This window comes from Pseudomonas sp. BCA17 (assembly GCF_004519405.1).
In the GTDB taxonomy this organism is placed as follows: Bacteria; Pseudomonadota; Gammaproteobacteria; order Pseudomonadales; family Pseudomonadaceae; genus Aquipseudomonas.
This window is the reverse complement of the sequence record NZ_SGWI01000001.1, coordinates 1,533,257-1,553,313: the sequence shown is the minus strand read 5'-3', so window position 1 is coordinate 1,553,313 and position 20,057 is coordinate 1,533,257. Positions and strand designations below refer to the sequence as shown.

The 20,057-nt window shown below is 60.7% G+C and carries 22 protein-coding genes; all 22 read left to right on the top strand.

The annotated features are described in order from the left end of the window. Positions 1 to 5: 5 nt before the first annotated feature. The 22 genes from EXW71_RS07175 to motD all read left to right on the top strand — a co-directional run bounded on the left by EXW71_RS07175 (position 6) and on the right by motD (position 20,033). A complete protein-coding gene (locus EXW71_RS07175) occupies positions 6 to 350 on the top strand; it encodes an Hpt domain-containing protein (RefSeq protein ID WP_134656889.1) in 345 nt (114 codons plus the stop codon). 198 nt (positions 351 to 548) lie between these two features. Then, positions 549 to 1,907, top strand: coding sequence for a flagellar hook-length control protein FliK (locus EXW71_RS07170; protein ID WP_134656888.1), 1,359 nt, complete (start codon positions 549 to 551; stop codon positions 1,905 to 1,907). A 144-nt stretch (positions 1,908 to 2,051) separates the two neighbouring features. After that, on the top strand, positions 2,052 to 2,558 hold the full coding sequence (gene fliL, locus EXW71_RS07165) for a flagellar basal body-associated protein FliL (protein ID WP_134656887.1): 507 nt from the start codon (positions 2,052 to 2,054) through the stop codon (positions 2,556 to 2,558). A 9-nt stretch (positions 2,559 to 2,567) separates the two neighbouring features. Continuing rightward, a complete protein-coding gene (gene fliM, locus EXW71_RS07160) occupies positions 2,568 to 3,536 on the top strand; it encodes a flagellar motor switch protein FliM (protein WP_123715587.1) in 969 nt (322 codons plus the stop codon). A gap of 46 nt (positions 3,537 to 3,582) precedes the next feature. After that, positions 3,583 to 4,050: a flagellar motor switch protein FliN gene (gene fliN, locus EXW71_RS07155; protein WP_123715588.1), complete on the top strand. Its 468-nt coding sequence runs from the start codon at positions 3,583 to 3,585 to the stop codon at positions 4,048 to 4,050. Position 4,051: 1 nt separating this feature from the next. Continuing rightward, entirely contained in the window at positions 4,052 to 4,489 is a 438-nt protein-coding gene (gene fliO, locus EXW71_RS07150) for a flagellar biosynthetic protein FliO (RefSeq protein WP_123715589.1), read from the top strand. Further along, entirely contained in the window at positions 4,489 to 5,232 is a 744-nt protein-coding gene (gene fliP / locus EXW71_RS07145; protein ID WP_134656886.1) for a flagellar type III secretion system pore protein FliP, read from the top strand. Before fliO ends, fliP begins: the two co-directional genes overlap by 1 nt. Before the next feature lie 4 nt (positions 5,233 to 5,236). Further along, the gene (gene fliQ / locus EXW71_RS07140) at positions 5,237 to 5,506 is read left to right on the top strand and encodes a flagellar biosynthesis protein FliQ (protein ID WP_071486515.1); all 270 of its coding nucleotides are present in this window, start codon (positions 5,237 to 5,239) and stop codon (positions 5,504 to 5,506) included. A gap of 6 nt (positions 5,507 to 5,512) precedes the next feature. Then, entirely contained in the window at positions 5,513 to 6,298 is a 786-nt protein-coding gene (fliR, locus tag EXW71_RS07135) for a flagellar biosynthetic protein FliR (RefSeq protein ID WP_123715591.1), read from the top strand. A 3-nt stretch (positions 6,299 to 6,301) separates the two neighbouring features. Beyond that, positions 6,302 to 7,438 carry a flagellar biosynthesis protein FlhB gene (gene flhB / locus EXW71_RS07130; RefSeq protein ID WP_123715592.1) on the top strand — a complete coding sequence of 379 codons (1,137 nt, stop codon included), beginning with the start codon at positions 6,302 to 6,304 and terminating at the stop codon, positions 7,436 to 7,438. Between the two features lie 167 nt (positions 7,439 to 7,605). Next, positions 7,606 to 7,809 (top strand): cold shock domain-containing protein, encoded by a 204-nt coding sequence (locus tag EXW71_RS07125; protein ID WP_134656885.1) that lies wholly within the window; start codon positions 7,606 to 7,608, stop codon positions 7,807 to 7,809. A gap of 44 nt (positions 7,810 to 7,853) precedes the next feature. Then, the gene (locus EXW71_RS07120) at positions 7,854 to 8,057 is read left to right on the top strand and encodes a cold-shock protein (protein ID WP_123715593.1); all 204 of its coding nucleotides are present in this window, start codon (positions 7,854 to 7,856) and stop codon (positions 8,055 to 8,057) included. Positions 8,058 to 8,205: 148 nt separating this feature from the next. Beyond that, complete coding sequence (gene flhA, locus EXW71_RS07115; protein ID WP_372241319.1) at positions 8,206 to 10,320, top strand: flagellar biosynthesis protein FlhA; 2,115 nt, start codon at positions 8,206 to 8,208, stop codon at positions 10,318 to 10,320. Positions 10,321 to 10,332: 12 nt separating this feature from the next. Then, positions 10,333 to 11,649 (top strand): flagellar biosynthesis protein FlhF, encoded by a 1,317-nt coding sequence (flhF, locus tag EXW71_RS07110; RefSeq protein WP_123717520.1) that lies wholly within the window; start codon positions 10,333 to 10,335, stop codon positions 11,647 to 11,649. A gap of 105 nt (positions 11,650 to 11,754) precedes the next feature. Beyond that, complete coding sequence (fleN, locus tag EXW71_RS07105; RefSeq protein ID WP_105523152.1) at positions 11,755 to 12,588, top strand: flagellar synthesis regulator FleN; 834 nt, start codon at positions 11,755 to 11,757, stop codon at positions 12,586 to 12,588. After that, positions 12,585 to 13,325 (top strand): RNA polymerase sigma factor FliA, encoded by a 741-nt coding sequence (gene fliA, locus EXW71_RS07100; protein WP_065909829.1) that lies wholly within the window; start codon positions 12,585 to 12,587, stop codon positions 13,323 to 13,325. The genes fleN and fliA overlap by 4 nt, the downstream gene beginning before the upstream one ends. A gap of 168 nt (positions 13,326 to 13,493) precedes the next feature. Then, positions 13,494 to 13,868 (top strand): chemotaxis response regulator CheY, encoded by a 375-nt coding sequence (locus EXW71_RS07095; RefSeq protein ID WP_167659641.1) that lies wholly within the window; start codon positions 13,494 to 13,496, stop codon positions 13,866 to 13,868. Between the two features lie 18 nt (positions 13,869 to 13,886). After that, positions 13,887 to 14,675 carry a protein phosphatase CheZ gene (locus EXW71_RS07090; RefSeq protein WP_123717522.1) on the top strand — a complete coding sequence of 263 codons (789 nt, stop codon included), beginning with the start codon at positions 13,887 to 13,889 and terminating at the stop codon, positions 14,673 to 14,675. Between the two features lie 165 nt (positions 14,676 to 14,840). After that, positions 14,841 to 17,042: a chemotaxis protein CheA gene (locus tag EXW71_RS07085; protein ID WP_134656882.1), complete on the top strand. Its 2,202-nt coding sequence runs from the start codon at positions 14,841 to 14,843 to the stop codon at positions 17,040 to 17,042. Positions 17,043 to 17,090: 48 nt separating this feature from the next. After that, positions 17,091 to 18,212 carry a chemotaxis response regulator protein-glutamate methylesterase gene (locus EXW71_RS07080; RefSeq protein ID WP_134656881.1) on the top strand — a complete coding sequence of 374 codons (1,122 nt, stop codon included), beginning with the start codon at positions 17,091 to 17,093 and terminating at the stop codon, positions 18,210 to 18,212. Then, a complete protein-coding gene (locus EXW71_RS07075) occupies positions 18,212 to 18,952 on the top strand; it encodes a flagellar motor protein (RefSeq protein WP_123717524.1) in 741 nt (246 codons plus the stop codon). The genes EXW71_RS07080 and EXW71_RS07075 overlap by 1 nt, the downstream gene beginning before the upstream one ends. A gap of 193 nt (positions 18,953 to 19,145) precedes the next feature. Next, positions 19,146 to 20,033, top strand: coding sequence for a flagellar motor protein MotD (gene motD / locus EXW71_RS07070; protein WP_123717525.1), 888 nt, complete (start codon positions 19,146 to 19,148; stop codon positions 20,031 to 20,033). The last annotated feature ends 24 nt before the right edge of the window (positions 20,034 to 20,057 follow it).

The window sequence follows — 20,057 nt, the reverse complement described above, 5'->3', positions numbered from 1 at the left end:
AGCAAGTGGCTGAGATTCATCTGGACCCCGAGGTGCTGTCGGGTTTGCAGGACGTCATGGAAGATGAGTACCCCAAGTTGCTGGAAACCTTTCTTGACGACTCGCAAAAGCGCGTCGAAGCGCTACGCAAGGCGCGGGATGATGCCAAGGCGCTGGGGCGGATTGCCCATAGTTTCAAGGGCAGCAGCGGCAACCTTGGGGCTGTGCGGTTGGCGCAGTTGTGTCAGCGGCTGGAAGTGGAGTCAGTCGGGGCTGCCGCGGACCTGGGGGCGCTGGTGGATCAGATTGACAGTGAGTTCGCCCTGGTTCGGCCTTTGTATGAGTCGGAGAGGCAGAGGTTCGGGGTTTAGTTGTTGAAGAAGAATACGTGGACGCCTGTAGGCGCGAGCTTGCTCGCGAAAAACTTACAGGCGCCGCGCTCCTCCAGGACACCGCGTTATCGTTGACGTTTTTCGCGAGCAAGCTCGCTCCTGCACAAACTTGGCCCAACTCTTGCTCCACCTCCCAGCACAGCACTCTCGACCCCTGTGCAGTGGAGACCTTTACCTATGCCAGTCGCCCCCAATTCGCTCCTTCAGGCTGCTCCCGCAGCCAAGCCCCAAGCGCCCGCCGCTACACCTCCGGCGGCGGCTGCGGCCCAGCAGGACAAGGGCCCTGGCTTTGCTCAAGTGTTTGCCAGCCAAGGCTCGAAGCCGGCGGTGAAGACCGACGACACCCCGACTAAATCCACCCGTGACAAGCCTGCCGATACCAGCGCCAAGTCTGCCGACAACAACGACAAGCCTGCCGCCAGCAAGCCAGCGGTTGCCGATAGCGGCAATCCCTTGCCTGCCAACCCGCCGGCCAAGTCCGACGACAGCGCCAGCAGTGACGATACCAAGCCCACTGACCCGGCCCTGGCTCAGCAACCTCCCGTCGCACCCGTGGTCGACCCTGCAGTGATTGCAGCCGTCACACCGGTGGCTGTGCCGGTTCCCGTGGAGACACCGGTACCTGCTGCCGCGACCAAGGATGACAAGGCGAAGGATGACAAGGCCAAGCCGGTTGTTGCCGCACCGGTCGCGGCGACCGATGACGCCAACCAACCACCTTTCGATCCGTCGGCCGACCCTCTGGATTCGATGCCGGCCGTGCGTTTGGCGATGGAGCAGGGCGGACACGTATCGGCCAGCAGCCAGACACCGCAGAAAACTGCGCCTGCGTCGAACCTGGATCAGCCGACCGCCGCGCAGAATTTTGCGGCTGGCTTGGCCAACATGGTCGATCAGCAGACTGCCAAGCACAGCCCCGACGGCGGCGACAAAGCCTTCAGCGGGCTGATCGAAAGTGGCCTTAAGGATTTGAAAGACGCCAGCAGCGATACTCGCGTCGATGATTTCGCCAACCGCCTGGCTGCGCTGACCCAGGCCGCCACGCCGAAAACCGCGAACGCCTTACCGTCGGTTGCCAACGCGCCGTTGGCCATGCACCAGAGCGGCTGGACCGAAGACGTGGTCAACCGCGTGATGTACCTGTCCAGCGCCAACCTCAAGTCGGCCGAGATCCAGTTGCAGCCGGCAGAGCTGGGGCGCCTGGATATCAAGGTCAATATGACGCCGGACCAACAGGCTCAGGTCCACTTCATGAGTGGCCATGCGGTGGTGCGTGAAGCCCTGGAAAGCCAGTCCGGACGCCTGCGGGAGATGTTTGCCCAGCAGGGCATGGGGCAAGTGGACGTCAACGTCTCCGACCAGTCCCGAGGCCAGGAGCAGCAGCAACAAGCTCAGGCTCAGGCCCAGGCACGCGTGAGTGGTAGCGGCGGACGCGGGGACAGCGGCGAGGGCAGTGGGCACGTCGACGTGGCTGAAGCGGTGGCGCCGGTCACCTCTACGGTAATCGGCTCCAGTGCGGTCGATTATTACGCCTGATTCGTGCTTTGCACCGACCCCATGTGGGAGTGGCTCGCTCCCCTGTTTGATTGGCCTTGCCTGCGTGCCAGACAACTCTGGCATAACACTTGCTCTTGCCTTTCCGTAGATCTATGAATTCCCGAATAGTGACGGATTATTGGCATGGCGAAGAGCGACGACGCAGCAACTCCCCCCGCTGGCAAAGGTAAAGGCAAGCTCAAGCTGATCCTGGTGATTGTGCTGGGCTTGCTCCTGGCCATTGGCGCCTCCGTGGGCGGCACGTGGTACATCATGCACAGCAGTGCCAGCAAACCGGCTCCCGCCGCCGAGACCGCCACTAACGTCAAGCAACCGGCAATCTTCGAGCCGATGCTTCCAGCCTTTGTCGCCAACTTCAATCAGAACGGTCGTCAACGCTACCTGCAGGTGAGCATCACCTTGCTGGCGCGTAACCAGGCGGATCTGGATGCCCTCAAGGTGCATATGCCGGTGATCCGCAACAACCTGGTGATGCTGTTCTCCGGACAGAATTTCGACACCCTGGCCACCCCGGTCGGCCAGGAAATGCTGCGTCAGAAGGTCACTGCCAGCGTGCAGGAAGTGGCCCAGAAAGAACTCGGCAAAGTCGTGGTTGAGCAGGCGCTCTTCACTAACTTCGTATTGCAGTAGGATCACGACATGGCCGTGCAAGACCTGCTGTCCCAGGATGAAATCGATGCGCTGCTGCATGGCGTCGATGATGGTCTGGTACAGACCGACATGGCTGCCGAGCCTGGCAGCATCAAAAGTTACGACCTGACCAGCCAGGATCGCATCGTCCGTGGACGCATGCCGACCCTGGAAATGATCAACGAGCGTTTCGCCCGCTACACCCGTATCAGCATGTTCAACATGCTGCGCCGTTCGGCGGACGTGGCGGTGGGCGGGGTGCAGGTGATGAAATTCGGCGAGTACGTACATTCGCTGTACGTGCCCACCAGCCTCAATCTGGTCAAGATCAAGCCGTTGCGCGGCACCGCGCTGTTCATCCTTGACGCCAAACTGGTGTTCAAGCTGGTGGACAACTTCTTCGGCGGCGACGGGCGTCACGCCAAGATCGAAGGCCGTGAATTCACCCCTACCGAATTGCGTGTGGTGCGCATGGTGCTGGAGCAGGCCTTCATCGACTTGAAGGAAGCCTGGCAGGCGATCATGGAAGTCAATTTCGAGTACATCAACTCGGAAGTGAACCCAGCCATGGCCAACATCGTCGGCCCCAGCGAAGCCATCGTGGTCTCCACCTTCCACATCGAACTCGATGGCGGTGGCGGCGACCTGCACGTGACCATGCCGTACTCGATGATCGAGCCGGTGCGCGAGATGCTCGACGCCGGTTTCCAATCCGACCTGGACGATCAGGACGAGCGCTGGGTCAAGGCCCTGCGCGAAGACCTGCTGGACGTCGACGTACCTCTGAGCGCCACTGTGGCCCGTCGCCAACTGCGTTTGCGTGACATTTTGCACATGCAGCCGGGAGACGTCATTCCTGTGGAACTGCCGGAAGAAATGATCATGCGCGCCAATGGCGTGCCATCGTTCAAGGTCAAGCTCGGTTCCCACAAGGGCAACCTGGCGTTGCAAGTGATCGAGCCGATCACCCGTCGCTGATCCGCTCTAATTTATTGATGAATGTTTGCTCCGCCGAGGACATGTAATGGCTACCGAACACGAAAACACTTCCGCCGAAGACCAGGCCCTGGCTGACGAATGGGCAGCAGCCCTGGAAGAGACCGGCGATGTAGGCCAGGACGATATCGATGCGCTGCTGGCCGCCGACGCCGCGACCTCGTCGGCCGGTTCCCGCCTGCCCATGGAAGAATTTGGCAGCGTGCCGAAGAACAACGAACCGGTGACCCTCGACGGGCCGAACCTGGACGTGATCCTCGACATCCCGGTATCGATTTCCATGGAAGTGGGCAGCACCGAAATCAACATCCGCAACCTGTTGCAGCTCAACCAGGGTTCGGTGATCGAGCTCGACCGCCTGGCGGGTGAGCCGCTGGACGTGCTGGTCAACGGCACATTGATCGCCCACGGCGAAGTGGTGGTGGTCAACGAGAAGTTCGGTATCCGCCTGACCGACGTGATCAGCCCGAGCGAACGCATCAAGAAGTTGCGCTGATATGAAGTATTCGATGGCGGGACTGTTTCTGGCGCTGCCATTGAGCGCCATGGCGGCCGAGCCGGTCGCGCAAGTGGCGGCGGCCCCCGTGGTCAGCAGCAGTGTCGGCGGCCAGTTGACTCAGCTTGTGCTGGGACTGTTGCTGGTGGTCGGCTTGATTTTCGTGCTGGCCTGGTTGATGCGCCGAGTGCAGCGCATCGGCCCGGGAAATGCCCAGGTCATCGAGATGATCGGCTCGCGCGCCCTTGGCCCGCGTGATCGTCTGGTGTTGGTGCAGGTCGGCGAGGAGCAGATTCTGCTGGGCATTACTCCTGGCCGCATCACCCCGCTGCATGTGCTCAAGAAGCCGGTGGAAGTGGCCGGCACCGAGGCTGCCACGCCAGAATTCGCCCAGCGCCTGATGGAGTTGCTGGGCAAGGATCAGAAGGATAAGAAGTAATGCGCGTTTTATTGACGCTCATGATGTTGCTGGCTGCGCCATTGGCGTGGGCCGCCGACCCGTTGTCGATTCCGGCGATCACGCTGGGCACCAACGCCGCCGGGGCACAGGAGTATTCGGTCAGCTTGCAGATCCTGCTGATCATGACGGCGCTGAGTTTTATCCCGGCGTTTGTCATGCTCATGACCAGCTTCACGCGGATCATTATTGTCTTCTCGATCCTGCGTCAGGCCCTGGGTCTGCAGCAGACGCCGTCGAACCAGATCCTCACCGGCATGGCCCTGTTCCTGACGCTGTTCATCATGGCACCGGTGTTCGACAAGGTGAACCAGCAAGCCCTGCAGCCGTATCTGGCGGAAAAGCTCAGCGCCCAGGACGCGATCGACAAGGCCCAGGGGCCGATCAAAGACTTCATGCTCTCGCAAACCCGCTCCAGCGACCTTGAGTTGTTCATGCGGTTGTCCAAGCGTACCGATATCGCCACCCCGGATCAGGCGCCGTTGACCATCCTGGTGCCGGCGTTCGTCACGTCCGAATTGAAGACCGCGTTCCAGATTGGCTTCATGATCTTCATCCCGTTCCTGATCATCGACCTGGTGGTGGCGAGTGTGTTGATGGCCATGGGGATGATGATGCTGTCGCCGCTGATCATCTCGCTGCCGTTCAAGATCATGCTGTTTGTGCTGGTGGACGGCTGGGCGCTGATCATCGGCACGTTGGCCGGCAGTTTCGGAGGGGTATAGCGCGATGACGCCAGAAGTTGCCGTCGACCTGTTCCGTGAGGCGTTGTGGCTGACCACCATGATGGTCGCCGTGCTGGTGGTGCCGAGCCTGTTGGTCGGCCTGCTGGTGGCGATGTTCCAGGCCGCCACCCAGATCAACGAACAGACGTTGAGCTTCCTGCCGCGCCTGCTGGTGATGCTGATCACGCTGATCGTCGCCGGCCCTTGGCTGGTGCGCACTTTCATGGAATACATCCTGCAGTTGTACGGCAGTATTCCGCAGTTGATCGGCTGACCCCCCATGCAGTCCGTGCTGGCGTTGACCGACACCCAGATCAGCACCTGGGTGGCGTCTTTCATCTTGCCGATGTTTCGCGTAACCGCAGTGCTGATGACCATGCCGGTGTTCGGCACCACCTTGGTCCCGCGGCGTATTCGCCTGTATTTCGCCTTCGCCATTACCGTGGTGATCGTTCCCGGGCTGCCACCGATGCCGCCGGTGAATGCGCTGGACCTCAGCGCGTTGTTGCTGATTGCCGAGCAGATCCTGATCGGCGCGCTGCTGGGCTTCTCGCTGACATTGTTCTTCCAGGCGTTTGTGATTGCCGGGCAAATCATCTCGATCCAGATGGGGATGGGCTTCGCGTCCATGGTCGACCCCACCAACGGCGTGTCGGCGGCGGTGATCGGGCAATTCCTGACCATGCTGGTGACGTTGCTGTTCCTGTCGATGAACGGCCACCTGGTGGTGTTCGAGGTCATGACCGAGAGTTTCACCACCTTGCCGGTGGGTTCGGGCTTGGTGGTCAGCCATTTCTGGGAATTGGTGGGGCGCCTCACCTGGGTACTGGGTGCATCGCTGTTGCTGGTGTTGCCGGCTATCACCGCTTTGCTGGTGGTCAACATCGCGTTTGGCGTGATGACCCGTGCGGCGCCGCAGTTGAATATCTTCTCGATCGGTTTCCCCTTGACCCTGGTGCTGGGCATGGGGATTTTCTGGGTCGGCATGGCTGACATTCTCAATCAGTATCAACCGCTGGCGACCGAAGCCTTGCAGTTCTTACGTGATCTGGCACGGGCGCGCTGAGCCATGGCCGAGAGCGAGAGTGGTCAGGACAAAACAGAAGACCCCACGGATAAACGTAAAAAGGAATCCAGGGAAAAGGGCGAGATCGCCCGCTCCAAAGAGCTCAATACACTCGCGGTGATGTTGGCCGGCGCCGGTGGCCTGTTGATTTACGGTGGCGGCCTGGCGCTGGACCTGATGGAGTTGATGAAACTCAACTTCGTCCTGCCGCGTGAGGTGTTGCTGAGCCCCGGCGCCATGGGCCTGTACCTGTTGCACTCGGGCAAGATCGCTCTCCTGGCGGTGCAGCCGGTACTGATCACGTTATTGCTGGCGGCGCTGATCGGCCCGGTGTCCTTGGGCGGCTGGTTGTTTGCCGCAGGCAGCATGGCGCCCAAGTTCAGCCGGATGAACCCGGGGCCTGGGCTCAAGCGTATGTTTTCCGGCAAGGCGTTGGTGGAACTGCTCAAGGCGCTGGCCAAATTCATCCTGATTCTGTTCGTGGCGCTGACGGTGTTGTCATCCGACATTGACGACTTGCTGCGCATTGCCCACGAGCCGCTGGAGTCGGCCATCATCCACAGCGTGCAAGTGGTGGGCTGGAGTACCTTGTGGATGGCCTGCGGGCTGATCATTATCGCGGCGGTGGACGCGCCGATCCAGTTGTGGGAAAGCCACAAGAAACTGCTGATGACCAAGCAGGAAGTGCGCGACGAGCACAAGGACCAGGAAGGGCGTCCCGAGGTCAAGCAGCGTATCCGGCAACTGCAGCGTGAAATGTCCCAGCGCAAGATGATGGCGGCGGTGCCCGATGCCGACGTGGTCATCACCAACCCGACTCACTACGCCGTGGCCCTCAAGTACGACCCGGAGAAGGGCGGCGCGCCGATGCTGCTGGCCAAGGGCAGCGACTTCACTGCCCTGAAAATCCGCGAAATCGCCGTGGCCAACGATATTTTGCTGCTCGAATCGCCGGAGCTTGCCCGGTCGATCTTTTATTCCACCGATCTCGACCAGGAAATCCCCGCAGGGTTGTACCTGGCCGTGGCCCAGGTGCTGGCGTATGTCTATCAGATCCGCCAATACCGCGCGGGCAAGGGCAAGCGTCCGGACCCGCTCAAGGACCTGCCGATTCCGCCGGAATTGCGTCGGGATTCCTGATCTGCAAACCATCACCTTTCTTTTGACTAAGATTTGTCGGGGCATTACCGCTCGTCACCAACTTTTGTCTACCTGTCAACTTTGACAGTAGCCAGCTTCCCGCTATCGCGCTTCCATGACGTCCTACGCTGCGCGCAGGTGGTTCAACCAGAGGCAGGGAGAGGGGCATGCAGTCGGTAGCGGAAGGGACGATCAAGGTCTATGACCTGGACAGAGGCAGTGGCTTGATTGCGCCGGACGGTGAGGGAGAAAACGTACCGGTGGATCTTCAAGGGTCGGTTGGCGTGCGGCTTGCGCAAGGCCAGAGGGTGTTATTCGAAAGAATCCACCGTCCCGATGGAATATTCGCCACCAGCGTCAAGCGAATCTAGCGACGCCCATGCAAGTGTGCGTATCAGACGTCAGGAGAACGGCAATGGCAGTAGGTACGGTGAAGTGGTTCAACGCGGAAAAAGGCTTTGGATTCATCACTCAGGACGGTGGCGGAACTGATGTGTTCGTCCACTATTCCGCGATTCAAGGTGACGGGTTCAAGACCCTTGAAGAAGGTAGCAGGGTGGAGTTCGAGATAACCCAGGGGCAGAAAGGCCCTCAGGCCGAAAAGGTACGCCCCGCGTAAAAGAGCATCCGGTAACAGGCCCTTGCAGGGCCTATCTGTTACTTGAAGTAAAAGTTGGAAGGCTTCTTGCAACCCGGCCTTCAGGGCGCCTGCGGGCGTCAAAACTTTGCTTCAAGGGACACGAGGAATACCGGTGGATCGCTCTCAAATGCTCAGCACGGCCCGTGGCACCCTGACTGACCTCTCACGGGGCAATCTGGGTGTGCCATTGCTGTTGCTGGTGATGCTGGCAATGATGATGTTGCCGATGCCGCCGTTCCTGCTGGACGTGTTCTTTACCTTCAACATTGCCCTGTCGGTCGTGGTACTGCTGGTGTGCGTCTACGCCCTGCGGCCACTGGATTTCGCGGTTTTCCCCACGATCCTGCTGATTGCCACGCTGTTGCGCCTGGCGCTGAACGTGGCGTCCACCCGCGTGGTCATGTTGCACGGCCAGGACGGCCACGCCGCCGCCGGTAAGGTGATCCAGGCCTTCGGTGAGGTGGTGATCGGCGGTAACTACGTGGTCGGTATCGTGGTGTTCGCGATCCTGATGATCATCAACTTCGTGGTGGTGACCAAGGGCGCCGGGCGGATTTCCGAGGTGAGTGCGCGGTTTACCCTCGATGCGATGCCTGGCAAACAGATGGCCATCGACGCCGACCTCAACGCCGGTCTGATCGACCAGGGCCAGGCCAAGGCCCGCCGTGCGGAAGTCGCCCAGGAAGCCGAGTTCTACGGTTCCATGGACGGTGCGAGCAAATTCGTGCGGGGTGACGCCATTGCGGGTCTGCTGATTCTGTTCATCAACCTGATCGGCGGCATGGCGGTGGGTATCTTCCAGCACGGCATGACCTTCGGTGACGCGGGCAAGGTCTACGCATTGCTGACCATTGGTGACGGTTTAGTGGCGCAATTGCCATCACTGTTGTTATCTACAGCTGCAGCCATCATGGTTACCCGCGCTTCGGGCTCCGAAGACATGGGCAAGCAGATCAGTCGCCAGATGTTCGCCTCGCCTAAAGCGCTGGCGGTAGCCGCAGCCATTATGGCCATCATGGGCCTCGTGCCGGGCATGCCGCACGTGTCGTTCCTGAGCATGGCGGTCATGGCGGGCGGTGCGGCGTACCTGTTCTGGCGCAAGCAGAACCAGGTGAAGGTCCTGGCTCAGCAGGAAATCGCCCGCCAGCAGGAGCTGCTGCCATCCCCGGCCCGCGCCCAGGAAACCAAGGAACTTGGCTGGGATGACGTGACCCCTATCGACATGATCGGCCTGGAAGTGGGCTACCGCCTGATCCCGCTGGTGGATCGCAACCAGGGCGGCCAATTGCTGGCGCGCATCAAGGGGGTCCGCAAAAAGCTGTCCCAGGACCTGGGCTTCCTGATGCCGACCGTGCATATCCGTGACAACCTCGACCTGGCCCCCAGCGCCTACCGCCTGACCCTGATGGGGGTGATCCTCGCCGAAGCCGAGATCTACCCGGACCGTGAGCTGGCGATCAACCCTGGCCAGGTGTTCGGCACACTCAATGGCATTACCGCCAAAGATCCGGCTTTTGGCCTGGAAGCGGTGTGGGTCGAAGTCAGCCAGCGCAGCCAGGCGCAATCCCTGGGGTACACCGTGGTGGACGCCAGCACCGTGGTCGCTACCCACCTCAACCAGATTCTGTACAAGCACTCCCATGAGCTGATCGGCCATGAGGAAGTCCAGCAATTGATGGGGTTGCTGGCCAAAGCCTCGCCGAAACTGGCTGAAGAGCTGGTGCCGGGTGTGCTGTCGCTGTCGCAATTGCTCAAGGTGCTGCAGGCGCTGCTCGCCGAACAGGTGCCGGTGCGCGACATTCGCAGCATCGCTGAGGCCATCGCCAACAATGCCTCCAAGAGTCAAGATACTGCCGCTCTGGTGGCGGCCGTGCGCGTCGGCTTGTCCCGCGCCATCGTGCAAAGCATTGTAGGCATTGAGTCCGAGCTGCCTGTGATCACCTTGGAACCAAGGTTGGAACAAATATTGCTCAATAGTATCCAGAAGGCCGGACAAGGCCAGGAAGAGGGCGTCCTGCTGGAGCCAAGCATGGCTGAAAAGCTCCAGCGCTCGTTGATCGAAGCGGCGCAGCGTCAGGAAATGGCGGGCAATCCGGTAATTCTGCTGGTGGCTGGCCCGGTTCGAGCGATGTTGTCGCGCTTTGGACGCCTGGCAGTACCGAATTTGCACGTTTTGGCTTATCAGGAAATTCCTGACAATAAGCAAGTGACTATCGTCGCGACAGTAGGGCCCAACGGCTGAGGGTAGTGGGTTATGCAAGTTAAGCGTTTTTTCGCCGCCGATATGCGTCAGGCCATGAAACTGGTCCGTGATGAGCTGGGCGCCGATGCCGCGATTATCGGTAACCGTCGCATTGCCGGCGGTGTCGAGCTGACGGCTGCCCTGGATTACACCCCCTCGGCGTTGGCGCCGCGCGTGCCGAACATGGAACTGGAAGACGAGCTGCGCAAGACCGCCTCGCGCATTGTGTCGGCCCAGGCTGAACTGAGCATGCGCAGCGACAGCGATGCTTCCACCAATCGCCAATTATTCGCCGGCCTGCCGCTGACAGCCGCTGAGCCGCTGGTCGAGCCGACTTTCGTCGAACCGCCACGTCCCGCCGCGCCAGCCCCGGCTGCTGCTGTCGATCAGCGTGTGTTCGACTCGATGCGCTTCGAACTCAATGGTCTGCGTGAACTGCTTGAAGTGCAGCTGGGTTCATTGGCCTGGACACAACTGCAAGGCAGCAAGCCGCAACAAGCCAACCTGTGGCGTCGCTTGCAGCGTATCGGCCTGTCGGGGCCGTTGTCCCGCGACCTGTTGGCGCTGACTGCCGAAGTCGAAGAGCCGCGCCAGGCGTGGCGCATGTTACTGGCCCACTTGGCTCGCATGATCGTCACCCCGGAGCTCGAGCCCCTGGAAGAGGGCGGTGTGATCGCTATGGTCGGCCCCGCCGGCATGGGCAAGACCACCACCCTGGCCAAGCTGGCCGCCCGTTATGTCCTCAAGTACGGTGCTTCGAGCATCGCACTGGTGAGCATGGACAGTTATCGCATTGGCGCCCAGGAACAGCTCAAGACCCTGGGCCGTATCCTGAACGTGCCGGTGACCCACGTCGACCCGGGCCAGTCCCTGGCCAACGCCCTTGACCCGCTGTTGCGCAAGCGCGTGGTGTTGATCGATACCGCCGGCCTGCAAGCCAGCGATCCGGCGCTGCGCATGCAGCTGGAAAGCCTGGCCGGGCGTGGCATCAAGTCGAAAAATTACCTGGTGCTTGCAACCACCAGCCAGAAACAGGTTCTTACCGCTGCGTACCATAGCTACAAGCGCTGCGGCCTGGCCGGTTGCATCCTCACCAAACTCGACGAAACTGCAAACCTGGGCGAGGTGTTGAGCCTGGCTATCGGGCATGAATTACCGGTCGCCTACCTGACCGACGGGCCGCGGATTCCAGATGATTTGCATCTGCCGCGTCGTCATCAGCTGGTCAGCCGTGCTGTCAGTGTGCAAATGCAAGAAGAGCCTAGCGAGGAAGCGATGGCTGATATGTTCGCCGACCTTTACCACAACCCGGCAAAACGGGTGGGGTGAGGCATGATGAGCACTGTGAAATGTATCTACATTGATGGTCTGCAAGCGATTCGCGCGACCACGCCATGTAGCCTGCGTCTAAGCAAGACAAGGTAAAGAAATAAAATGGGCAGCATGCATCCTGTACAGGTGATCGCGGTGACCGGCGGCAAAGGTGGCGTCGGGAAAACTAACGTGTCGGTGAATTTGTCCCTGGCCCTGGCAGAGCTTGGCCGTCGCGTCATGCTGTTGGATGCTGACCTGGGTCTGGCGAACGTTGACGTTCTGCTGGGGCTGACACCCAAACACACCCTCGCCGACGTGATCGAGGGCCGCTGCGAGCTGCGCGATGTGCTGCTGCAGGGCCCCGGTGGCATTCGCATCGTGCCGGCCGCCTCGGGCACCCAGAGCATGGTGCACCTGAGCCCGGCGCAGCATGCCGGCCTGATCCAGGCGTTCAGTGATATCGGCGACAACCTCGACGTGCTGGTGATCGACACCGCCGCCGGGATCGGCGAATCCGTGGTCAGCTTCGTGCGCGCCGCGCAGGAAGTGTTGCTGGTGGTCTGCGATGAACCCACCTCGATCACCGACGCCTACGCCCTGATCAAACTGCTTAACCGTGACTACGGCATGAACCGCTTCCGGGTGCTGGCCAACATGGCCCAAAGCCCGCAGGAAGGCCGAAACCTGTTCGCCAAGTTGACCAAGGTCACGGACCGTTTCCTCGATGTGGCCTTACAATACGTTGGCGCAGTTCCCTACGACGAGTCGGTGCGCAAGGCTGTGCAAAAGCAGCGTGCAGTCTATGAAGCGTTTCCTCGTTCCAAGTGCGCGCTGGCGTTCAAGGCGATTGCCCAGAAGGTCGATACCTGGCCGTTGCCCGCCAACCCGCGTGGGCATCTGGAGTTTTTCGTCGAGCGATTGGTGCATCAGACGAGCGCAGGACCGGTGCTATGACATCCAGCGGCTACAACCTTTACAAAAAATCGGCGCGTGACAGTCAAGGCGAATTGATCGAGCGTTACGCGCCCCTGGTCAAGCGCATCGCCTACCACCTGCTGGCGCGTCTGCCGGCCAGTGTGCAGGTGGAGGACCTGATCCAGGCCGGCATGATCGGCCTGCTCGAAGTGTCGACCAAATACGACGCGAGCAAAGGCGCGAGTTTCGAGACCTATGCGGGTATCCGTATCCGTGGTGCGATGCTCGATGAAGTGCGTAAAGGGGATTGGGCGCCGCGTTCGGTACACCGCAATACGCGAATGGTCAGTGACGCAATTCGCGCAATTGAAGCAAAAACCGGTCGCGACGCTAAAGATCATGAAGTTGCGGCCGAACTCCAATTGAGTCTCGATGATTATTACGGGATTTTGAACGATACCTTGGGCAGCCGCCTGTTCAGTTTCGACGACCTGTTGCAGGACGGCGAACACGAAGGGCTGCACGAGGACGGCGCGAGTGCACATCTCGAACCGTCGCGCGACCTGGAAGATGAGCGTTTCCAGGGGGCGTTGGCGGACGCGATTGCCAATTTGCCGGAGCGTGAGCGACTGGTGTTGGCGCTGTACTACGACGAAGAGCTGAACCTCAAGGAAATCGGTGAGGTCCTGGGGGTCAGCGAATCGCGTGTCAGCCAGCTGCATAGCCAGTGCGCAGCCCGCTTGCGGGGGCGATTGGGAGAGTGGCGCGCGCGCTGACAGGCAGTGTGGGGACACTGCAGACGCGCCGCGAAAGTCGAAGGCTTTCGCGGGGTCGTGCCGTGGTGCCCTGGGCAGTCCTTTTTTGTGTAACGCCTGTTGATTGAAATGGCGCGTCCAGGTGCTGGGCGCGTTTAAGACTGCTTGGAGGTCGAATTGGACAAGAACATGAAAATCCTCATCGTTGATGACTTCTCAACGATGCGGCGGATCATAAAAAATCTGTTGCGTGACCTTGGGTTCACCAACACGATCGAGGCGGATGACGGCCTGACTGCGATTCCGATCCTCAACAGTGGGGCCATCGACTTTCTGGTAACCGACTGGAACATGCCGGGCATGACCGGTATCGAGCTGCTGCGCCACGTGCGCGCCGATGAAAAACTGCGCAGCCTGCCTGTGCTGATGGTGACCGCTGAAGCCAAGCGTGAACAGATCATCGAAGCCGCCCAGGCCGGGGTCAACGGTTACGTGGTCAAACCATTCACCGCATTGGCCTTGAAAGAGAAGATCGAAAAAATCTTCGAACGCATCGGTCATTGATGCTGCCACGGGGGCGCTATGGAGCAAAATGAAACGTCACAGGGAGACTTTGAGTCGACCCTGAAAAAGCATGCTCTTCAGTTGGTCGAGTGCCTTGAAAAAGGTCAGTTCGGCGACGCAGTGCAGTTAATCCATGAGCTCAACCAGACTCGTGACCGCGGCCTGTATCAGGAAGTGGGCAAGCTGACGCGAGAGCTGCACAGTGCGATCGTCAATTTCCAGATCGACCCGCACATGCCCCAGGCCGAAGAGATTTCGCAAATCACCGATGCCACCGAACGCCTGTCCTATGTGGTCAAGCTGACTGAGGCGGCGGCCAACCGCACCATGGACCTGGTGGAAAACGCCACGCCTCTGGTCACCGGCATGGCCAACGAAGCCCAGGCCCTCAGCGTTGACTGGGGCCGCTTCATGCGCCGGGAAGTGGGCGCGGAAGAGTTTCGTGAGTTGGCGCGTCGGGTTGAAGGTTTCCTGTCGCGCAGTGAGCAGGATAACCGCACGGTTTCCAGCAACCTCAACGACATTCTGCTGGCCCAGGATTATCAGGACCTCACCGGTCAAGTGATCAAGCGGGTGACCCAACTGGTCACCGAAGTGGAAAGCAATTTGCTCAAATTGGTGCTGATGGCCGGCCAGGTCGACCGCTTTGCCGGTATCGAACATGACCGCGCAGCGATCCTTTCGGAAAAAGATCCACAAAAACACCTCGCCAAGGGTGAAGGTCCGCAGATTCATGCCGATAAACGTGAAGACGTCGTATCCGGTCAAGATGACGTAGACGATTTGCTGTCCAGTTTAGGCTTTTAGGTCCTGATAACGGCAAATGACGGTCACGCCACGCCCCGCAAGGTGCAAGGCCAGGCATGAGGAGAGAGGTTTGGTTTTTCCAAATGAACGACGAATAACGACGGCTTGCGCCTTGCGGGGCGCGATCTGCCATTTGCCGTTATCAGGACCTACAGGAGCACCCACATGAGCTTCGGCGCCGATGAAGAGATCCTTCAGGATTTCCTTGTAGAGGCCGGCGAAATTTTAGAGCAACTGTCCGAGCAACTGGTCGAGCTGGAAAGCCGCCCGGATGATGCGAACCTGCTCAATGCAATTTTTCGCGGTTTTCACACTGTAAAAGGGGGCGCCGGCTTCCTCCAGCTCCATGAGCTGGTGGAGTGCTGCCACATCGCCGAGAACGTGTTCGACATCCTGCGCAAGGGTGAGCGTCACGTCGATTCGGAGTTGATGGACGTGATTCTCGAAGCACTGGATGCGGTCAACGGCATGTTCAGCCAGGTCCGTGATCGTGCACCGATTACTGCCGCCACCCCTGAACTGCTGGCCGCCCTGGCGCGCTACGCGGAACCTGCCGACACCTCGGCCGCGCCGGCTGTGGAAGCGGCACCGGAACCGGTTGCCGAGCCTGAGGCCGATGTGACGGATAGCGAGTTCGAGCAACTGCTCGATTCCCTCAGCGCCGTGAAGGCCGAAGCTGAAGCGCCTGCGGCCCCTGTCGCGGCACCGACCAGCGAAGACATCACCGACGCCGAATTCGAATCCCTGCTCGACCAGTTGCATGGCAAGGGCCAGTTCGCTGCCGACGCCGTGGCACCTGCCGCAGCCCCTGTAGCGCCTGCGGCCTCGGCCAGCACCGACATTACCGACGACGAGTTCGAAGCGTTGCTCGACCAACTGCACGGCAAAGGCACGTTTGTGGCCGAAGCCCTGCCGGAAGTCGCGGCGACGGCTGCTGCGCCCGCTGCCAGCCCGGAGCCCGCCGGCAACGGGCTGATTTCCGAGAACGAATTCGAAGCCTTGCTCGATGAGTTGCATGGCAAGGGCAAGTTCGGCGAAGTGGCCCCGGCGGCTGCCGCGACCGCGACTCCCGTAGCGGCAAAACCCGCACCTGCTGCTGCACCCGCACCTGCTGCCAAGCCCGCCCCGGCCCCTGCAGCGGCGCCGGCCCCTGCGCGTGCCGCCGCTGCTCCGGTGGCCGAAAAGCCTGCCAGCGAAGCCGAAACCACCGTGCGTGTGGACACGGCGCGGCTGGACGACATCATGAACATGGTCGGCGAACTGGTGCTGGTACGTAACCGCCTGGTGCGCCTGGGCCTGAGCAGTGGCGACGAGTCGATGCAGAAGGCCGTGTCGAACCTCGACGTGGTTACTGCCGACCTGCAGACCGCTGTGATGAAAACGCGGATGCAGCCGATCAAGAAAGTCTTCGGCCGCTTCCCACGCCTGGTACGCGACCTGGCGCGGCAGCTCAAGAAAGAGATCAACCTGGAACTGGTGGGCGAAGAAACCGACCTGGACAAAAACCTCGTCGAGGCCCTGGCCGACCCGCTGGTCCACTTGGTGCGCAACGCGGTCGACCACGGCGTCGAAACCCCTGAAGAACGTGAAGCTTCGGGCAAGTCCCGCGGCGGCAAAGTGATTCTGGCGGCCGAGCAAGAGGGCGACCATATCCTGCTGTCGATTACCGATGACGGTAAGGGTATGGATCCGACCATCCTGCGCAATATCGCGGTCAAGCGCGGTGTGATGGATAAAGATGCGGCCGACCGCCTGACCGACACCGAGTGCTACAACCTGATCTTCGCTCCGGGCTTCTCGACCAAGACCGAGATTTCCGACGTGTCCGGTCGTGGCGTGGGCATGGACGTGGTGAAGACCAAGATCAGCCAGCTCAACGGCTCGATCAACATCTACTCGACCAAGGGCCAGGGCTCGAAGATCGTGATCAAGGTGCCGTTGACCTTGGCGATCATGCCGACCCTGATGGTGATGCTGGGCAACCAGGCGTTCGCGTTCCCACTGGTCAACGTCAACGAGATCTTCCACCTCGACCTGTCACGTACCAATGTGGTGGACGGGCAGGAAGTGGTGATCGTGCGCGATAAAGCGCTGCCGCTGTTCTACCTCAAGCGCTGGCTGGTTGCATCGGCTGCCCATGAAGAGCAGCGCGAAGGCCACGTGGTGATTCTGTCCGTGGGCACCCAGCGTATCGGCTTTGTGGTCGATCAACTGGTGGGCCAGGAAGAAGTGGTCATCAAGCCTTTGGGCAAAATGCTGCAGGGAACCCCGGGCATGTCGGGTGCGACCATCACCGGTGACGGTCGGATCGCGCTGATTCTCGATGTTCCGAGCATGCTCAAGCGTTACGCCGCTCGGCGTATTTGATTCTGGTGGGGCTTGGGCGACTTGTCCGCCCCACCTAACGGAGTGTTTATGGCAGTCAAGGTCCTGGTGGTGGACGATTCGGGTTTCTTCCGCCGCCGCGTCTCGGAAATTCTTTCCGCCGATCCAACCATTCAGGTAGTCGGCACGGCCACCAACGGCAAAGAGGCGATTGATCAAGCCATTGCGTTGAAGCCGGACGTGATCACCATGGACTACGAGATGCCGATGATGGATGGCATTACGGCAGTTCGTCACATCATGCAACGCTGCCCGACTCCGGTGTTGATGTTCTCTTCGCTGACCCACGAAGGCGCCCGGGTGACCCTGGATGCGCTGGACGCAGGGGCGGTGGACTTCCTGCCGAAGAATTTCGAGGACATCTCGCGCAACCCCGAGAAGGTCAAGCAGATGCTGTGTGAGAAGGTGCACAGCATTTCCCGCAGTAACCGTCGTAGCCTGTTCAGCACGCCTGCGCCCGCGCCGGTTGCGGCACCTGCGCCGACAACTTCCTCGTTTGCGCGTCCGGCGCCTGCGCCTGTGGCGCGACCTGCCGTGGCGCCGGCGCGCGCCCCGGCGTCGAGCGCTCATTCGCCTGCGCCCAAGCGCAAGGCCTACAAGTTGGTGGCTATCGGTACCTCCACCGGCGGCCCGGTTGCACTGCAACGCGTATTGACGCAACTGCCGGCCAACTTCCCGGCGCCGATCGTGCTGGTGCAGCATATGCCTGCGGCGTTTACCAAAGCCTTCGCCGAACGCTTGGACAAGCTGTGCCGCATCAGCGTCAAGGAAGCCGAAGACGGCGACATCCTGCGCCCTGGCCTGGCATTGCTGGCTCCAGGCGGCAAGCAGATGATGGTGGATGGCCGTGGCGCGGTGAAAATCCTGCCGGGCGATGAACGCCTGAACTACAAGCCGTGTGTGGATATCACCTTTGGTTCGGCGGCCAAGTCCTACAGCGACAAAGTTCTGGCGGTGGTACTCACCGGCATGGGCGCCGACGGCCGCGAAGGCGCCCGTCTGCTCAAGCAGGGTGGCAGCACGATCTGGGCCCAGGATGAGGCCAGTTGCGTGATCTATGGCATGCCCATGGCCATCGTCAAGGCCGACCTGGCCGACGCCGTGTACAGCCTGGACGACATCGGCAAGCATCTGGCGGAGGCGTGCCTCTGATGGATGTATTGAGCTTGATCGGCATCACCCTGGCGTTTGTCGCGATCATCGGCGGCAACTTCCTCGAAGGCGGCCACCTTGGCGCCTTGGCCAACGGCCCGGCGGCGTTGATCGTGATCGGCGGCACCGTGGGCGCGGCGTTGCTGCAATCGCCCCTGAGCTCGTTCAAGCGTGCCATGCAGATCCTGGTGTGGATCATTTTTCCGCCGCGTGTCGACCTGCCCGGCGGCATCGATCGCGTGGTCAACTGGAGCCTCACCGCACGCAAGGAGGGCCTGCTGGGCCTGGAAGGCGTGGCCGATGCAGAGCCCGACAGCTACGCACGCAAAGGTTTGCAGTTGCTGGTGGACGGTGCCGAACCGGAAGCGATCCGCAGCATCCTCGAAGTGGATTTCTACACCCAGGAAAGCCGCGACATCAACGCGGCCAAGGTCTTTGAAAGCATGGGCGGCTACGCGCCGACCATCGGCATCATCGGTGCGGTGATGGGCCTGATTCATGTGATGGGCAACCTGGCCGATCCGTCGCAATTGGGCAGCGGCATTGCCGTGGCATTCGTCGCCACCATCTATGGCGTAGCCAGTGCCAACCTGGTGCTGTTGCCGGTGGCGAGCAAGCTCAAGTCGATAGCCATGCGCCAATCCCGTTACCGCGAGATGCTGCTGGAAGGTTTGCTGTCGATTGCCGAGGGTGAGAACCCGCGCTCCATCGAATTGAAGCTTCAAGGCTTCATGGATTAATGGCCATGGCTATCAACCTGTGGCGAGCGAGCTTGCTCGCGCTGGGCTGCGAAGCAGCCCCGATACAGCCTACATGTTTCTTCAGATGGAGCGCGTTGCCTGGTTTTGGGGGCGCTTCGCGTCCCAGCGCGAGCAAGCTCGCTCGCCACAATCACAATGAAGCGGTCAATCCTGGCCAGAGAGGTGTCTGCCTGTGAGCCGTCGCCGTCGCGAGCCTGAAGAACATGTCAATCACGAGCGGTGGCTGGTGTCCTACGCGGACTTCATCACCTTGCTGTTCGCATTTTTCGTGGTGATGTATTCCATCTCGTCGATCAACGAAGGCAAGTACAAGGTCATTTCCCAGGCGCTGATCGGGGTGTTCAACGACACCGACCGTTCGATCAAGCCCATTCCCATCGGCGATGAGCGGCCCAAGACTGTGACGCCGGCCAAGCCGCTGGTCAAAGACAGCGATGAAGTCGCCGCCGGCATCGGCGGCACCAGTGACCCGCTGAAAAGCATTGCCGACGATATCAGCGCCGCGTTCGGTGACCTGATCAGCTCGAACCAGATGACCGTGCGCGGTAATGAACTGTGGGTGGAGATCGAGCTCAATTCCAGCCTGCTGTTCGCCAGCGCCGATGCCATGCCCAGCGACCAGGCGTTCACCATCATCGACAAGGTGGCGGCAATTCTCAAACCGTTTGAAAACCCGATCCACGTCGAAGGCTTTACCGACAACTTCCCCATCAATACCGCGCAGTACCCGACCAACTGGGAGCTGTCATCAGCCCGTGCCGCGAGTATTGTGCGCATGCTGGCCATGCAGGGCGTGAACCCTGGTCGCCTGGCGTCGGTAGGCTATGGTGAATTTCAGCCGGTGGCCAATAATGCGACCGCAGAAGGGCGCGCACGCAACCGTCGTGTGGTACTGGTAGTGTCGCGCAACCTGGACGTACGCCGTAGCCTGACCGGCACGGGGACGGCTAATGCAACACCGGATGCGGCATTGAGGCGGGCTGGCACACAAACTGCACCGCCCGTGGTTAAGCCGCCGGTTCGGCAGGGTAGCGTCAATTCCCCGTCACTGGCTCAATAACGTATGCAATGTCTCGGTCGCGCT

Bases quoted from the DNA above. Each gene is read 5' to 3' on its own strand.
- EXW71_RS07170 (WP_134656888.1), top strand. From the start codon at position 549: ATGCCAGTCGCCCCCAATTCGCTCCTTCAGGCTGCTCCCGCAGCCAAG.
- fliL (WP_134656887.1), top strand. From the start codon at position 2,052: ATGGCGAAGAGCGACGACGCAGCAACTCCCCCCGCTGGCAAAGGTAAA.
- fliM (WP_123715587.1), top strand. From the start codon at position 2,568: ATGGCCGTGCAAGACCTGCTGTCCCAGGATGAAATCGATGCGCTGCTG.
- fliN (WP_123715588.1), top strand. From the start codon at position 3,583: ATGGCTACCGAACACGAAAACACTTCCGCCGAAGACCAGGCCCTGGCT.
- fliO (WP_123715589.1), top strand. From the start codon at position 4,052: ATGAAGTATTCGATGGCGGGACTGTTTCTGGCGCTGCCATTGAGCGCC.
- fliP (WP_134656886.1), top strand. From the start codon at position 4,489: ATGCGCGTTTTATTGACGCTCATGATGTTGCTGGCTGCGCCATTGGCG.
- fliQ (WP_071486515.1), top strand. From the start codon at position 5,237: ATGACGCCAGAAGTTGCCGTCGACCTGTTCCGTGAGGCGTTGTGGCTG.
- fliR (WP_123715591.1), top strand. From the start codon at position 5,513: ATGCAGTCCGTGCTGGCGTTGACCGACACCCAGATCAGCACCTGGGTG.
- flhB (WP_123715592.1), top strand. From the start codon at position 6,302: ATGGCCGAGAGCGAGAGTGGTCAGGACAAAACAGAAGACCCCACGGAT.
- EXW71_RS07125 (WP_134656885.1), top strand. From the start codon at position 7,606: ATGCAGTCGGTAGCGGAAGGGACGATCAAGGTCTATGACCTGGACAGA.
- EXW71_RS07120 (WP_123715593.1), top strand. From the start codon at position 7,854: ATGGCAGTAGGTACGGTGAAGTGGTTCAACGCGGAAAAAGGCTTTGGA.
- flhA (WP_372241319.1), top strand. From the start codon at position 8,206: ATGCTCAGCACGGCCCGTGGCACCCTGACTGACCTCTCACGGGGCAAT.
- flhF (WP_123717520.1), top strand. From the start codon at position 10,333: ATGCAAGTTAAGCGTTTTTTCGCCGCCGATATGCGTCAGGCCATGAAA.
- fleN (WP_105523152.1), top strand. From the start codon at position 11,755: ATGGGCAGCATGCATCCTGTACAGGTGATCGCGGTGACCGGCGGCAAA.
- fliA (WP_065909829.1), top strand. From the start codon at position 12,585: ATGACATCCAGCGGCTACAACCTTTACAAAAAATCGGCGCGTGACAGT.
- EXW71_RS07095 (WP_167659641.1), top strand. From the start codon at position 13,494: ATGAAAATCCTCATCGTTGATGACTTCTCAACGATGCGGCGGATCATA.
- EXW71_RS07090 (WP_123717522.1), top strand. From the start codon at position 13,887: ATGGAGCAAAATGAAACGTCACAGGGAGACTTTGAGTCGACCCTGAAA.
- EXW71_RS07085 (WP_134656882.1), top strand. From the start codon at position 14,841: ATGAGCTTCGGCGCCGATGAAGAGATCCTTCAGGATTTCCTTGTAGAG.
- EXW71_RS07080 (WP_134656881.1), top strand. From the start codon at position 17,091: ATGGCAGTCAAGGTCCTGGTGGTGGACGATTCGGGTTTCTTCCGCCGC.
- EXW71_RS07075 (WP_123717524.1), top strand. From the start codon at position 18,212: ATGGATGTATTGAGCTTGATCGGCATCACCCTGGCGTTTGTCGCGATC.